15 protein-coding genes are annotated in these 13,937 nt (G+C 40.3%); 5 read left to right on the top strand and 10 right to left on the bottom strand.

Going from position 1 to position 13,937, the window contains the following annotated elements; translation table 11 throughout:
- Window positions 1-64: 64 nt before the first annotated feature.
- Both rpsO and B3B27_RS03165 read right to left on the bottom strand, forming a co-directional pair.
- On the bottom strand, window positions 65-334 hold the full coding sequence (rpsO, locus tag B3B27_RS03170; protein WP_238868775.1) for a 30S ribosomal protein S15: 270 nt from the start codon (window positions 332-334) through the stop codon (window positions 65-67).
- Window positions 335-420: 86 nt separating this feature from the next.
- Window positions 421-1,689 (bottom strand): carboxypeptidase-like regulatory domain-containing protein, encoded by a 1,269-nt coding sequence (locus tag B3B27_RS03165; RefSeq protein ID WP_286845730.1) that lies wholly within the window; start codon window positions 1,687-1,689, stop codon window positions 421-423.
- Window positions 1,690-2,125: 436 nt separating this feature from the next.
- Here B3B27_RS03165 and nadB point away from each other — a divergent pair, with 436 nt between their 5' ends.
- The 5 genes from nadB to B3B27_RS03140 are packed head-to-tail and all read left to right on the top strand — an operon-like array spanning window position 2,126 to window position 6,785.
- The gene (gene nadB / locus B3B27_RS03160; protein WP_286846813.1) at window positions 2,126-3,706 is read left to right on the top strand and encodes an L-aspartate oxidase; all 1,581 of its coding nucleotides are present in this window, start codon (window positions 2,126-2,128) and stop codon (window positions 3,704-3,706) included.
- Window positions 3,707-3,749: 43 nt separating this feature from the next.
- Window positions 3,750-4,607 (top strand): dihydropteroate synthase, encoded by an 858-nt coding sequence (gene folP / locus B3B27_RS03155; RefSeq protein WP_238868780.1) that lies wholly within the window; start codon window positions 3,750-3,752, stop codon window positions 4,605-4,607.
- Between the two features lie 5 nt (window positions 4,608-4,612).
- Complete coding sequence (cdaA, locus tag B3B27_RS03150) at window positions 4,613-5,374, top strand: diadenylate cyclase CdaA (protein WP_238868782.1); 762 nt, start codon at window positions 4,613-4,615, stop codon at window positions 5,372-5,374.
- A gap of 4 nt (window positions 5,375-5,378) precedes the next feature.
- Complete coding sequence (recF, locus tag B3B27_RS03145) at window positions 5,379-6,485, top strand: DNA replication/repair protein RecF (RefSeq protein ID WP_238868784.1); 1,107 nt, start codon at window positions 5,379-5,381, stop codon at window positions 6,483-6,485.
- Between the two features lie 6 nt (window positions 6,486-6,491).
- Window positions 6,492-6,785, top strand: coding sequence for a DUF721 domain-containing protein (locus B3B27_RS03140; RefSeq protein ID WP_238868786.1), 294 nt, complete (start codon window positions 6,492-6,494; stop codon window positions 6,783-6,785).
- Window positions 6,786-6,992: 207 nt separating this feature from the next.
- Here B3B27_RS03140 and B3B27_RS03135 read toward each other — a convergent pair whose 3' ends face one another.
- From B3B27_RS03135 to B3B27_RS03100, 8 genes are all read right to left on the bottom strand, one after another.
- The gene (locus B3B27_RS03135; protein ID WP_286834076.1) at window positions 6,993-7,631 is read right to left on the bottom strand and encodes an outer membrane beta-barrel protein; all 639 of its coding nucleotides are present in this window, start codon (window positions 7,629-7,631) and stop codon (window positions 6,993-6,995) included.
- 216 nt (window positions 7,632-7,847) lie between these two features.
- On the bottom strand, window positions 7,848-8,216 hold the full coding sequence (secG, locus tag B3B27_RS03130) for a preprotein translocase subunit SecG (protein ID WP_238868789.1): 369 nt from the start codon (window positions 8,214-8,216) through the stop codon (window positions 7,848-7,850).
- A gap of 3 nt (window positions 8,217-8,219) precedes the next feature.
- On the bottom strand, window positions 8,220-8,978 hold the full coding sequence (locus B3B27_RS03125) for a tetratricopeptide repeat protein (protein WP_238868791.1): 759 nt from the start codon (window positions 8,976-8,978) through the stop codon (window positions 8,220-8,222).
- Between the two features lie 4 nt (window positions 8,979-8,982).
- Window positions 8,983-9,486 carry an LptE family protein gene (lptE, locus tag B3B27_RS03120; protein WP_238868792.1) on the bottom strand — a complete coding sequence of 168 codons (504 nt, stop codon included), beginning with the start codon at window positions 9,484-9,486 and terminating at the stop codon, window positions 8,983-8,985.
- A gap of 101 nt (window positions 9,487-9,587) precedes the next feature.
- Window positions 9,588-10,856, bottom strand: coding sequence for a sigma-54 interaction domain-containing protein (locus B3B27_RS03115; RefSeq protein WP_238868793.1), 1,269 nt, complete (start codon window positions 10,854-10,856; stop codon window positions 9,588-9,590).
- 47 nt (window positions 10,857-10,903) lie between these two features.
- A complete protein-coding gene (locus tag B3B27_RS03110; protein ID WP_238868794.1) occupies window positions 10,904-11,734 on the bottom strand; it encodes a 1-acyl-sn-glycerol-3-phosphate acyltransferase in 831 nt (276 codons plus the stop codon).
- Window positions 11,735-11,816: 82 nt separating this feature from the next.
- Window positions 11,817-13,199: a phosphoglucosamine mutase gene (glmM, locus tag B3B27_RS03105; protein ID WP_238868795.1), complete on the bottom strand. Its 1,383-nt coding sequence runs from the start codon at window positions 13,197-13,199 to the stop codon at window positions 11,817-11,819.
- A 98-nt stretch (window positions 13,200-13,297) separates the two neighbouring features.
- Window positions 13,298-13,876, bottom strand: coding sequence for a DUF4827 family protein (locus B3B27_RS03100; RefSeq protein ID WP_286834075.1), 579 nt, complete (start codon window positions 13,874-13,876; stop codon window positions 13,298-13,300).
- Window positions 13,877-13,937 lie beyond the last annotated feature (61 nt).

Below are 13,937 nucleotides of genomic sequence, written 5' to 3'. Positions count from 1 at the left end.
AAAAAAATAAAAAAAAGAGGATAAAATTATACTTTTACCCTCTTCATTTTTTCTTTTGAGAAAATTATTTTCTTATACCTAACTCTTTGATAATTGAACGATATCTTTCAATGTCTTTTTCAATGAGGTAATCAAGTAAACGGCGACGTTTACCTACTAAAATTCTCAGTGCTCTTTCCGTGTTATAATCTTTTTTGTTTGACTTCAAATGATTAGTCAAATGCGAAATACGGTATGAAAACAATGCTATCTGCGCTTCAGGTGAGCCAGTATCAGTGTTAGACTTCCCGTATTGGGCAAAGATTTCCTTCTTTTTAGCAGAATCTAAATACATACTTGTTTGTAAAAATTATTACATATATAAATAATTGGGTTGCAAAGGTACGTTTAAATTTTATAATTACAAACAGTTTAGTATGTTTATTGTTTGCGTCGCTGTAATTTACCACTCAGTCTTTTAATTGCATCGGCGATCTGTTGATCGGGTTCAATAACGTTGTACTCCCCCCAAAAGTTAGGATCCAGAAAATATTCAACACGTTCAGCAATTACATCTGTAGAGTGGATACGTTCGTCACGTGCAAACTTAACCACATTGTCACTATACCTATCTGTAATGGCTATTTCCGAGGCAATAGTGTAAGTGGTTGCAAACAGTCCAAAGAATCGGTTTGTCCATCGTACACGAAACGCAACTTCAGTGCTGCTGTAATTAAAATACCATTTCCCGTTATATTCAATAAAATCGACCACATAATGTGCTTTATTCACTTCCACCCTCATTTTAGACGGTTTTCGCCTGATAAAAATGTTCGCTGCATCTTTTCGGCCTTCCACGTTCATGTTGAATTCCATTCGTGCAAAAGCAAGGGTTTGCGCATCAAGGTATATTTTCCCTCTGAAAAGGATATCTTTTATTCCTTCATACTCAGTGAATGAAACAATGTAGTGAGGCTTGTTGTTGATATTTACCAATCCTTCAATATGAAACTGATATTCTGACGCATCTGTGCCAAATACAACCTCCGGGTTTTTGGCAATATCGAGCATCAGAGCATCACTGATTCCTCCCTGAAATTTAAGTAACACTGTATCGCGCGGTGATATATCAGTGGCTTTCCGTCCAATGTAGATCTTTGCCTGATCGTTGCTGTACGATCTGTAAGATGCCTTGTAAACATCCAATACTGTTTCTACAAGAGAGATATAATTTGATCCTTTTTTAACCGATTCACGGTAAAAAGCCACCATCATATTGGGATCTGAGGAGTAATTCTGGGGAATACGCTGCAATGCATCTTTTATAAGGCTTTTACCTTCACCAGAAACCACAAGCAACTCGCTCAATTGAATTGGAGCGGGGATAAGGGTAATGTGATTATTTGGATTATTGATAAGGGTAACTATTGGAATTTCCTTGTTTTCATACCCCAGATAGTGTATAATCAGCTGTTTATTCAGTGTAGACTCCGGTACTCTTATAGAGAAGTATCCATCTTGGTTGGTTACACTGGAAACTTTCACCTGTTGTACGGTTATACTTGCATTGGGCAATGGCTGGTTTGTATCACCACCTAGTACCCTCCCTCTAAGTACTAATGTTGAATCAGACTGCTCAATATTTCCGGAGAAGAGATTCAAAGCCGGAAGGAAGCAAAAGAGCAGGAGTAGTTGTAATAAGTGTTTCATACAATAATAATTTAATTTTACAACAGTATAATGATTTGGCCGTTTACTACAGAATCTCATTAAAACTTTATTTTGGTTTAAAGGCCCAATAAAGTTGTGCTAAACAACAACTTTGCTATAATATACAAAGGAAATAAAATGTATGAAATATACAAATCAAACTGGTTTATTTAACTTAAATATAATCCTCTTTCTGTTGCATTGGTGAATTTATAGGGATCATTTGTATGTAATGTTTGGTTATAACGTCAGATATAATATTTTAATGTGCAATTTACAGAATTTTTGTGATAAATATTCTTATGAATTTAATTTTTAATCTGAATTGAGAGCCACTTCAGTCTTTTATATCATCAAAATGGTTGTCTGAGGACAAAAACCGTGAGAATTGTGTACATTTGCACTCTGTTGTGAAAATAATCAAAAGAGGAAAAAGATGGTTTACAGGTATGATTTTCTGGTAATTGGTTCAGGTATTGCCGGAATGAGCTTTGCACTGAAAGTGGCAAAGCAGGGAAGAGTGGCAATTGTAGCGAAAAATTCGCTTGAGGATGCAAATACATTTTATGCACAGGGAGGAATAGCTTCGGTAACAAATCCATGGGACAATTTTGAGAAACATATCGCTGATACACTTGATGCCGGTGGTGGCCTCTGTGATGTTCGTGTAGTGGAGAAAGTGGTTCGTGAAGCACCCGCTCAAATAAAGGAGTTGATTAGCTGGGGGGTGGATTTCGATAAAGACGACAAGGGAAATTTCGACCTTCATCGAGAAGGCGGCCATTCTGAATTTCGAATACTTCATCATAAAGACAGTACCGGAGCGGAAATACAGGTAAGTTTGATAGAAGCTGTCCGGAATCATCCCAATATTGATGTGTTAGATCATCATTTCGCTATAGAAATACTTACTCAGCATCATTTAGGACAGGTGGTAACGCGTCATACACCCGGTATTGAGTGTTACGGAGCCTATATCCTTGATCAGGATACAAACGAAATTGATACATTCCTTTCGCGTGTTACAATGATGGCTACCGGTGGTATCGGGTCGGTCTATCAAACAACAACCAATCCGCTTGTTGCTACAGGTGATGGCATTGCTATGGTAGCACGGGCAAAGGGTGAGATAAAAGGAATGGAGTTTGTGCAGTTTCATCCCACGGCACTTTATCATCCCGGAGCACGTCCTTCTTTTCTTATAACAGAGGCTATGCGAGGTTATGGGGGGACACTAAAAACGATTGAGGGTAAGGAGTTTATGCATAAATATGATAAACGGGGGTCACTCGCGCCTCGCGATATAGTAGCAAGGGCAATTGATACGGAGATGAAAGAACGTGGTTATGAACATGTTTATTTGGATGTTACACATAAAGACCCTGAAGAGACCCGTAATCACTTTCCAGGCATCTACAAAAAATGTCTCTCCTATAGTATAGATATTACAAAAGATATGATTCCGGTTGCTCCCGCTGCGCATTATTTGTGCGGAGGTATAAAGGTCAATATAAACGGAGAAACAAGCATTGGCCGTTTGTATGCAAACGGAGAGTGTGCCTGTACCGGCCTTCATGGTGCTAACAGGCTTGCCTCCAACTCGTTAATAGAGGCAGTTGTTTTTGCTGACGCAGCAGCCAGGCATTCGCTCCCTCTCTTCAAAAAATTTGGGTTTCAGGAGAATATACCGCCATGGAATGCAGAAGGGACAACATCACCTGAAGAGATGGTGCTTATTACGCAGAGTTATAAGGAGGTAGGGCAGATTATGTCGTCTTATGTGGGAATAGTACGTTCAGATCTTCGTCTGCAGCGTGCATTGGACAGGTTGGATATTCTGTTCAGGGAGACAGAGGATTTTTTCCAGCGCTCAGTAGTGTCACGCGATATTTGTGAATTGCGTAATATTATAAAAGTGGGTTATATGGTCATTAAACAGGCCATGGCCAGAAAGGAGAGTAGGGGATTGCACTTTACAATAGATTACCCTTTTCAGGATCCGGACTCTGTCCTTTAATGCCATATTGATTTATTTGATAGATGGAGAGAAACAGTACAAGATGAAAAAAGGAAGAATGAAGAAAACCATTAACATAAAAGGAGAGTTGATAGATCTCTCCACACCATTGGTGATGGGGATTGTAAATATTACTCCAGATTCTTTTTTCTCCGGAAGCAGAAAGAACTCGGAAACCGAGATTATAGAAAGGTGCCATCAGATACTTGAAGAGGGTGGAACCATTATCGATATAGGGGCACAGTCCACTACCCCGGCTTCTTCTTTCCTAACGGCAAATGAGGAGGCTGGAAGACTGATGCCTGCACTGAAGTTGGTGCGAAATGAATTTCCCGATGCCATAATCTCCGTTGATACCTTTCATGCCGATGTGGCAAAGCAATCGGTAGAGAAGTATGGAGTGAACATAATAAATGATATTTCGGGGGGCCAGATAGATAGCCGCATGTTCCCGGTTGTGGCAGAACTGAATGTGCCTTATATACTTATGCATATGAGAGGAGTACCTCAAACAATGCAACAGTTTACAGATTATGAAAATTTTATTCAGGAGATTCTCTACTATTTTTCAGAACGCAAGGCAAAGCTGAATCTCCTTGGAGTTAACGATATAATTATTGATCCGGGTTTCGGATTTAGTAAAACCCTATCTCAAAACTATGAATTGATGGCTTATCTGAAATATTTTCATATCTTTGAAGAGCCGATACTGGTAGGTATATCGAGAAAGTCGATGATCTACAAGTTGCTCCAATCCACTCCGGAAGGAAGTCTAAACGGCACATCAGTGCTTAATACAGTTGCCCTGCTCTCCGGTGCCTCTTTCTTACGGGTTCACGATGTGAAAGAGGCTGTGGAATGCATAAGAATTGTCGGGAAGATAGCAGAATTTGACACATAATTTGTATGTTTGCACACTTCGGAATAAAAGATTTCATAGACGTACTTCTGGTAGCGTTTCTTCTTTATTACCTCTTCAGGCTGGTAAAAATTTCCGGCTTACGTCCTCTGTTCATTGGGATTCTGGTGTTTATGGTGATCTGGATTCTGGTGTCTCGAGTTTTCAATATGGTTCTGCTTGGTTCCATTCTCGATCAGTTTGTGAGTGTGGGATTGTTCTTGCTTGTAATTCTTTTCCAGGATGAGATACGCCGTTTTCTGATGTCTTTAGGATCTAAAAGAGGATGGAATTTCATCACCAAGCTGTTTTTTCCAAGTGAAAAGCAGAAGAAAGACAACTCTCATCTTACTGCTATAGTGCTTGCCTGCATGAATATGTCGAGAGCCAATACCGGTGCACTTATAGCTATTCAGGGCGACATTCATTTGGGACTTTATGAACAGACTGGAGAAATTGTGAATGCTGATATATCATCGCGGCTAGTAGAGAATATTTTTTTTAAAAACAGTCCATTGCACGATGGCGCAATGATTGTTGTAGGAACAAAAATCAAGGCTGCCGGATGCATACTGCCCATTTCTCAAAATCCAAATATTCCAACTCATCTAGGGTTGAGGCATAGAGCCGGGTTAGGCATCTCACAGGAGACTGATGCTAAAGTTATCATTGTTTCAGAAGAGAGGGGTAAGATTTCATTTGCTTCACAGGGACGCCTGAAGATGAATATTTCTCCAGAAGACCTTCAACGCTTGTTGATAGAGGAATAAAAGGATGATATTAAAAGAACTGTCAATAATAAATTATAAGAACCTTGCCCAGGCAGAACTGCAATTTTCTCCGAAGATAAACTGTTTTATAGGTGACAATGGAATGGGGAAAACAAACTTGCTTGATGCGGTCTATTACCTGTCGTTCTGCAGAAGTTATACCAATCCTGTCGATTCTCAGATTATCAAGCATGATGAGGATGTATGCATGTTGCAGGGAAGATACGAGTTCGAAGATGCTTCGAATGAAGAGATATATTGTGGAATACGTAGAAGGCAGAAAAAGCAGTTTAAGCGTAACAAGAAGGAGTATGAAAGGCTTTCTGATCATATTGGCTTGATTCCTCTGGTAATGGTGTCTCCGGCCGATAACGAACTGATTACCGGGGTAAGCGAAGTGCGCCGCAAGTTTATGGACATTGCCGTATCCCAGTTTGATAAAGAGTATCTTCGTGCACTGGTAAGATATACGAAAGCTCTGCAGCAAAGGAATGTGCTTCTGAAAAACGAAGAGAGGTATATAGATTTTACCTTGCTTGAACTCTGGGAAGATCAAATGGTTGAAGATGGCACATTCATTTACCGAAAGAGGAAAGATTTTATCAGGGAATTTACACCTATCTTCAACGATTTTTACTCCCGGATCAGTCAATCGGGTGAGAGTGTTTCATTCGATTATATTTCTCCGTTAAATGATGGTGATTTTAGCAAAATGCTATACTCAAACCGGCAGCGTGACATAATACTTGGGCACACTACTGTGGGTGTACACCGTGATGAGCTTGAGATGCTGTTAAATGGTTACCCCATAAAAAAAGTGGGCTCTCAAGGTCAGAACAAAACATATTTTGTATCACTCAAGTTGGCACAATTTCATTTTCTGTTGCAAACAGGGAATACTACTCCAATATTGTTGCTCGATGATATTTTCGACAGGCTTGATGCCAACAGGGTGGAAGAGATTGTTAAACTTGTTTCGGGCCCTGGGTTTGGACAAATTTTCATATCTGACACCAATAGAGGCTCGCTTGATAAAATTCTGGAAAGGATACATAATTCATCTCAAATTTTCTCAGTAGTAGACGGAGAGATAAAACCTATGAATGATTAAGATCGCATGTTGAAGAAAAATACACAACCTTTATCGAAGGCACTTTCAGACTTTTTTGAAGAAAACAGTGCCTTGAAGAACAAGATGGCTGAACACCGCGCCATAAGAGGGTGGGGTGAAGTCCTGGGAGAGGCTGTGTCAAAATATACCGGAAATGTATATTTCAATCGGGGTGTCCTCTATGTGCAACTTACATCGGCTGTTCTTCGTGCAGAGCTGTTGATGAACAAGGAGGGGCTGATTAAAAAATTAAACGATCATGCCGGGCTTCCAATTATAAGGGATATTGTGATCAGATAAAAATTTGTGTTCTTTGTATCACTGCGTTTCATTAACTATCTGAAACCGGTGACAGTATGCATTATTCGTTACATAAATGGTATTTCTGTGTGACATAACTCCTGCGATGTTGACTGGCATAAGACCACTAATCAGCTCTTTTCTGAACTCGCCTTCAAATAAGAACACTCTCTTTTTTCAACAATAGCTATCAGGGGATGGTGTGGGTTAGAAAAATGCTGAAATACCGAGATAAAGCCCGCTTGGATGAGGTGAATTGGTGTGTTGCATCAAGTCGTAGTTTAATGTTACATGCGAACTTTCAAGCCTGAATCCGGCACCTGCTACCAGTGACGGCGCGTATCCCCTGCTAGAAATGGATTCTTCATGTGATTCGGGCCTTAATTCAGACCAGGTGTAGTTTATCTCCGGCTGTATGAATATTGTGATAAAACGTACAGGGTAAAAATAACCAAATACGTTTGCCCCAAGCAGATTGTTTTTTATTTCATAATCATACGTTTTTGACCTTTTGTAATAATATTTAATCCCGGCTCCTGCCATTAAATGGTTGTTGAATTGATATCCCAGCTGAGGGCCTAGTCCAATATTTGTGAAGTTATGGCTTATCGAAAGGCCAAAGTCTGCACCAAAACGAAGTTTACTTTTATCGAATGCCGGTATGTGGTTATCTTTATTATCTCTGCTTGCTGAATGATATGTTTTATTATCCGTCTTTTTTCGTTGTTGGTAGAGATGGATATTGCGTTCGTCATTCGGAGATACTCTGATTGTATCGTAAGTGATAATCTGTGCTTTAGCTGTCAGTGGAAAAATCAGTAATAAAATTAAATAGAACTTTTGCATAATCAGATCTCAGTTTTTTTAGGGATGTTCAAAAATCACTACCCTGTTCAAGTATTGTTGAAATTAGATTTAAATAACTTATTAAAGTGGGCTCATTCATTAAACCTTCGCAAATTGCTAAAACATATCACCAGTTATAGCTGCGAAAGTTAAGCAAATAAAAAAGAAGTTGAACACAGGCCCAACTTCTATATTTTTAGATTTTTGCTGACCGGATTACTCGGCCGGCGTTCCCTCTTCGGGTGTAGGCTGAGCAGGCACCTGTGAAGGAACAGGCATACCCGGGGCCACATCCGGAGCTGTTGATGGGCTAAGCGGTGCAGTTTGCTGCACTTCTACCTGTGATTGTGGAGCATTTGTGCGTGAGGCTGTGTATTTAGCCGTTAAGATGCTAAGAACAATCACAATACCGGCCAGTGTCCAGGTGAATTTTTCCAGGAAGTCGGTCGTTTTCCGTACACCCATGATCTGGTTCGATGACGAGAAGCCGCTAGCAAGGCCTCCACCTTTCGATTTCTGTACCAAAACAGCCAGAATCATCAGGATGGACGCAAGCAAGATAAGGATTGTAATAAAAATATACATATTTTATTTGTTTTTTTTATTATCGTTAATAATCAATAACTCAAGAAAACGAATTTGGTCTGCAAAGTAAGCACTTTTTTTTGGAAAATTCAAACTTACTCTTTTAATTATTGTGAGTGCCTGCTCATATTTTTTCTGTTTGATGTATATTTTTGCCAGCGTTTCGGTCAGGAACTCACCTGTTTCATCTTCATCTTCATTCTCACTACCTGAGCTCAGAGCAATACTGTCCGGAACCTTTTCTCCTGGTATAAAAATTGCGTCATTTTCTGCTTTTTCTATAAAAGCATCTATGATATCGTGATGCTGAAGCTTTTGGCCTTTTGCCTGTTCAGTCACCATGTTAACACCCAGATGATTGAGATATGATAAATAGTCGGTAGAAACAATATTCAACTCTGCATCATCAATGCATGACTGTGACGGTTTACTCTTAGATAGAGATGAGAGAAACGACTCCAGCAGCTCCTCAGTCCTGTCGCCTGTCTCACAATCGGGCTTTTTCTGATTTGCCATAAGTCCTTTATAATCATCATTAAAAATATGGTAAAACAGTCTTTTTCTGTCTGCACACAGAATAGCTGTTCTTCCAAGTTCTTCGTTATACCTTTCATTATCTGTTACTTTAAGGTTCTTTGTAAGCAAAAGCCTTGAAGTTTGAAAATATGGGTATTCATTTATCACCTCTTCAAGTTTATCCAAAGTTGCGATATCCAGTGTGCCGGGATTGGAGATAAGAGTATACAGATCTTCTTTTTGCATATTGTTACCAGTTAGCCATTGTAGCATTAAATATCTGATCTATAATCTCATCAGTAAGCTCTTTAATAAGTTGATCCTGAACTGTATCGAACAAAGTATTACTGGGAAAGGTTCTGTTTGCAGAGAATCTCTCCTCAACTTCGGGAGCATCTGTCTTATTGTTCCTGAAACGCATCCTTACAGTCATGGTAAGTCGTGTTTCTGAAGCAAAAGCATCCTCTTGTACAGCCAAAGGTGTAAGCTCGTATCCCACTATCTCGCCCTCAATCTCCATATCGCCGTTCCTGTCAACCAGCTGAAGGCGCGTGTTGCGGGTGAACATATCCTTCATCTCTTCATTGAATCTTTGCTCAAGAGGTGGATACACCAGTGGAGCCTGATTGATGAAATGTCCTATATATAGCGTTTTGGTAAGATTATAATCTATAGAAGCTGTCCTGAAAGAGTAGGATATTTTGCATGAGTTCAATGCAAACAACAAAATGAGAATGTAAATACTCTGTTTCATACGATTAATCAGTTTTTTCCCTTTATAGATCTGAATTCAGAAGTGAGGAAGATGTAGGCTCTGATAGTTTGAAATCTGTTATGGTTAGTTGCTTTTTGATCTTATAGGTTGTACTCCTTGATTTTGCGATAAAGAGTACGTTCCGAGATACCCAAGTCGTTTGCGGCAAGTTTCCTCTTTCCGTTATGGCGTTCCAGTGCTTTAGCTATCATCTCTTTCTCTACCTCGCTGATTGATAATGCGGCCTCTTCATATTCAGTAGCTTCCTGGATATCATTCTTGTCGGGCTCGTCAATGGATATTTTTTGTGGGACAACTTCATATTTCATGGGTACTGACACCCTTTTATTGTCATTTGTAATAATTGACGACTGGTGGATATCGGAGGATGAGGAGTCGAAAGATGCTGAATGCTGAACGTGTGATGAATCTTTCATAATACTCTTAACTGCCTGTTTGAGATCGGTAATATCTTTTTTCATATCGAAAAGCACTTGGTAAAGAATCTCGCGTTCGTTTGCAAACAGTTTATGCTCCCTTCCCTGAATCTGGGAAACCGAAACAGGCAGCATGCCTACTTCGTTGTAAGGCAGATACTTCTGAAGGATATCAGTTGTGATCATGCGTTCTTGTTCGATGATCGAAACCTGTTCAGTTATATTTTTCAATTGACGGACATTGCCTGGCCAGCGATAGTTCTTCAGCATCTCCCTGCCATCTTCCGAAAGAGTGATGGGTGGCATCATATATTTTTCACTGCAGTCGCCTGCGAACTTACGGAACAGGAGAGGGATATCTTCTTTCCTGTCGCGCAACGGGGGGATGCGTATAGGCACCGAGTTCAGGCGATAATAGAGGTCTTCGCGAAATTTCCCTATCTCTACAGCTTTCACCATATCGAGGTTGGTGGCAGCGACTACACGAACATTACTTTTTTCAACCTTCGATGAGCCTACTTTTATAAACTCTCCGCTTTCCAGCACTCGGAGAAGGCGTGCCTGAGTTGAAAGAGGCAGTTCTCCTACTTCATCAAGGAAGAGTGTACCTCCATCGGCTACTTCAAAGTAGCCTTTCCTGGTTCCCGTAGCACCTGTGAAAGAGCCTTTTTCGTGTCCGAAAAGTTCCGAATCAATGGTCCCTTCGGGGATGGACCCGCAATTTATGGCAAAGTAGGGGCCATGCTTGCGGTTACTGTATTGATGTATGATCTGAGGAAAATTTTCTTTTCCGGTTCCGCTCTCTCCGGTGATAAGTACCGACAGGTCGGTTGGAGCCACCTGTAAGGCTACATCAATGGCACGATCAAGCATGGCATCATTGCCTATGATACCAAAACGTTGTTTCACCTGTTGTATTGAATGCTTTACCATAAGTGTGGCTGTTGTACTGTTTGAGATTAACAAAGATAGCAATTAATTTATTTTTTTCCTAAAGCGTATGTTTTTGCTTTCAGAAATTCTCCCAGGCTTTTAGTGTCATCTTCAAACAGTTCAATAACATCGGGTGTAATGGGTTCACCGAAGGTGATGACTATCTCTTTCCCTTTTTTGTTATACATTTCGTGGCATAACCTGAGGTTTCGGACTTTCCATCCGAATATTCTCGAAAAATAGAACGAAAGGCTGTTTCTGCCTGATATATGCATTGGGATAACGGGTACCTTTACCTTTTGAATAATCTTCAGTACAGCCGGCTGCCACTCCCGGTCTTCTATAACGATTTTCCCATTTTTTAAAACCATATTTGACACTGCTCCAGCAGGGAAAAAACCAAGCGGATACCCTTTCCGCACATGCGAAATGCTTTCTCTTATGCCGGCATAGGTGATACTGTTCTTTTCTGCATATTTCATCGGATTAACTGTAATAAAATTCTCTGCCATAGTGTCAATTAATCCCAGAATTACGTTTACCATCATTTTGTAATTCTCCACATGGCTGCCTACCGTCTCGATAGCTGCAATACCATCGATATGTCCGTAGGCATGATTTGATACAGTAATAAAAGGGCTGCCCTTGCAGTTATCCAGAATTTCCAAATTTTTGATAGTCCTGATAATTTCCAGATTATCCAAAACATCCTTGCAGAAAGCCGGGCCTGTAAGGTGTTTTGATCTATTGTAAATCTCATTCGGAACATGTAAGGCAGATATTTTTACACCAAAATCGATGATCTTATCTCCATATTTTCCACGGAACACGGGATGCAGCTTCCTCAGGTCTTCGCGGCTAATTAATGCATCTTTCATATCCTGTCTATTTAATTCAATTGCCACGTCAAAAAGATGATGTGGCAATTGAGTGATAAAAACATATGACTGTTATGCTATATTAGGTGAGTTCTTTAATAAGGTTTATTATATCTTTACCTATCTCTTCTGCCTCCTCCATAGAGTGTGCCTCAGAGTAAACGCGTATAATTGGTTCAGTATTGGACTTTCTCAAGTGGACCCATTTGTCCGGAAAATCTATCTTCACTCCATCGATATCAGTTACCTGCTGGTCGCTGAATTTTTCTTTCATCTTTTCAAGAACAGAGTCAGTATCTATTTCGGGTGTGAGTTCTACCTTCTGTTTAGCCATATAGTATGAGGGATATATCTTTTTCAGCTCAGATGGTTTCTTACCCGATTTAGCGAGGTGTGTAAGAAAAAGAGCAACACCAACAAGTGCGTCCCGTCCGTAGTGTGAGGCGGGATAGATAACCCCTCCGTTACCTTCTCCACCAATCACAGCGTTCACCTCTTTCATCCTGGCAACAACATTAACCTCACCAACGGCTGCCGCATGGTATTCTCCGCCTCTCTCAAGTGTGACATCTCTTAAGGCGCGGCTTGAGCTCAGGTTGGAGACAGTGTTGCCCGGAGTATTTTGCAAAACGTAGTCTGAAACGGCTACAAGTGTATACTCTTCGCCAAAAGGTTCACCATTTTCACAATAGATGGCAAGCCGGTCCACGTCAGGGTCAACCGCGAATCCAACGTTTGCCTTAGAGCTTCTTGTAAGTGAAGAGAGCTCTGTCAGGTGTTGAGGTAGTGGCTCAGGATTATGTGAGAAATTACCATGTGGTGCACAGTGAAGCTTAAATATCTCTTTAACTCCTAAGGCATAGAGTAATTCAGGGATTGCAATTCCTCCTACAGAGTTTACACAATCTATGGCTACACGGAAATTGGCAGCTTTAATAGCTTCTTTATCTACCAGTTCCAGGGACAGAACACTTTGAATATGTTCGTGAAGATATTGCTTCTGTGTAATTATACCCAGATCATCTACCTGAGAGAATGCAAAATCTTCTTCTTCGGCAATGGCGAGAATCTGTTGCCCCTCATCCGCATTAAGAAATTCCCCTTTGTTATTAAGGAGTTTCAGCGCATTCCACTGCTTTGGGTTATGACTAGCCGTGATAATTATTCCTCCGGAGGCGTTTTCCTTTATTACTGCTATCTCTGTTGTGGGGGTAGTAGCCATTCCAATATCAGTTACGTTGCAGCCCATCCCCATGAGGGCCCCAGTGACTATGCGGTGTACCATCTCACCTGAGATTCGGGCATCGCGGCCTACTACTATTACAGGTTTCTTCACCTGTAATGAATTTTTAATAAATGTTGCATAGGCAGCAGTAAACTTCACTATGTCGAGTGGAGTGAGGTTGTTTCCTGTTGCACCACCTATTGTCCCTCTGATGCCGGATATTGATTTAATCAATGTCATATGGATTCTGATTTTCTAAATTATTTTGAACCTGAATGATGCGAAAAAAGATAATCTGACGTCCATTTTCTGTTTTAATGAATATTTCCGTCAGCCAATCACTTGTTTATATGATTTTCAAACCTGTATGAAACCTCATCGTAATATGTTGGTTGGTATTGAGACCTGTCGTAAGAAGATCCCACCTCGAAAGGCACAATCATTTTTACCTTTCCGTTATGGCCTATATATAACAGAGGCACAGCCCACGCCGGGGTTCCGTAGCTGTTCTTGTTAGATGAAGTAACAGGGCCTAAAAATTCAAGCTCTTCGGGGAAGGTGCTCTGAGAATTGGAATACCTTATAGTGTCGTTAGACATAAAATATTGCAACCCTTTGAAACGAATAAACACCTTCTCTCTCCACTGTACCCTCCACTGTTTGCTATCAGTTGTATCTCCGTAAGAGATTATGTTAAAGTAAACTCCTGTATTCGGCTCTTTATAAAACTCTTTTTCTTCGAACTTGCCATTTTCAGGGAATTTGTCCAGGATAGCAAAATTGTTCTTTGCAATAAACAGGTTGATTGCCCTTGATTCATCTTTCAGGTAGTCGGCATACGACTTCCTGTCATTGCAAGAAATTATTAGAATCAGCAGCCCGATGAGCAAAAAAGGAATTATATTTATTTTCTTCATAAAATTAATTCAATATTAAAAAAATCCGTACACCGAAATCCAAGTTACAAAATTAAACAAT

The sequence above is a fragment of the Proteiniphilum sp. UBA5463 genome, assembly GCF_002427225.1.
In the GTDB taxonomy this organism is placed as follows: Bacteria; Bacteroidota; Bacteroidia; order Bacteroidales; family Dysgonomonadaceae; genus Proteiniphilum; species Proteiniphilum propionicum.
This window is presented reverse-complemented; position numbering and strand designations above follow the sequence as displayed.

Bases quoted from the DNA above. Each gene is read 5' to 3' on its own strand.
- rpsO (WP_238868775.1), bottom strand. From the start codon at position 334: ATGTATTTAGATTCTGCTAAAAAGAAGGAAATCTTTGCCCAATACGGG.
- B3B27_RS03165 (WP_286845730.1), bottom strand. From the start codon at position 1,689: ATGAAACACTTATTACAACTACTCCTGCTCTTTTGCTTCCTTCCGGCT.
- nadB (WP_286846813.1), top strand. From the start codon at position 2,126: ATGGTTTACAGGTATGATTTTCTGGTAATTGGTTCAGGTATTGCCGGA.
- folP (WP_238868780.1), top strand. From the start codon at position 3,750: ATGAAAAAAGGAAGAATGAAGAAAACCATTAACATAAAAGGAGAGTTG.
- cdaA (WP_238868782.1), top strand. From the start codon at position 4,613: ATGTTTGCACACTTCGGAATAAAAGATTTCATAGACGTACTTCTGGTA.
- recF (WP_238868784.1), top strand. From the start codon at position 5,379: ATGATATTAAAAGAACTGTCAATAATAAATTATAAGAACCTTGCCCAG.
- B3B27_RS03140 (WP_238868786.1), top strand. From the start codon at position 6,492: ATGTTGAAGAAAAATACACAACCTTTATCGAAGGCACTTTCAGACTTT.
- B3B27_RS03135 (WP_286834076.1), bottom strand. From the start codon at position 7,631: ATGCAAAAGTTCTATTTAATTTTATTACTGATTTTTCCACTGACAGCT.
- secG (WP_238868789.1), bottom strand. From the start codon at position 8,216: ATGTATATTTTTATTACAATCCTTATCTTGCTTGCGTCCATCCTGATG.
- B3B27_RS03125 (WP_238868791.1), bottom strand. From the start codon at position 8,978: ATGCAAAAAGAAGATCTGTATACTCTTATCTCCAATCCCGGCACACTG.
- lptE (WP_238868792.1), bottom strand. From the start codon at position 9,486: ATGAAACAGAGTATTTACATTCTCATTTTGTTGTTTGCATTGAACTCA.
- B3B27_RS03115 (WP_238868793.1), bottom strand. From the start codon at position 10,856: ATGGTAAAGCATTCAATACAACAGGTGAAACAACGTTTTGGTATCATA.
- B3B27_RS03110 (WP_238868794.1), bottom strand. From the start codon at position 11,734: ATGAAAGATGCATTAATTAGCCGCGAAGACCTGAGGAAGCTGCATCCC.
- glmM (WP_238868795.1), bottom strand. From the start codon at position 13,199: ATGACATTGATTAAATCAATATCCGGCATCAGAGGGACAATAGGTGGT.
- B3B27_RS03100 (WP_286834075.1), bottom strand. From the start codon at position 13,876: ATGAAGAAAATAAATATAATTCCTTTTTTGCTCATCGGGCTGCTGATT.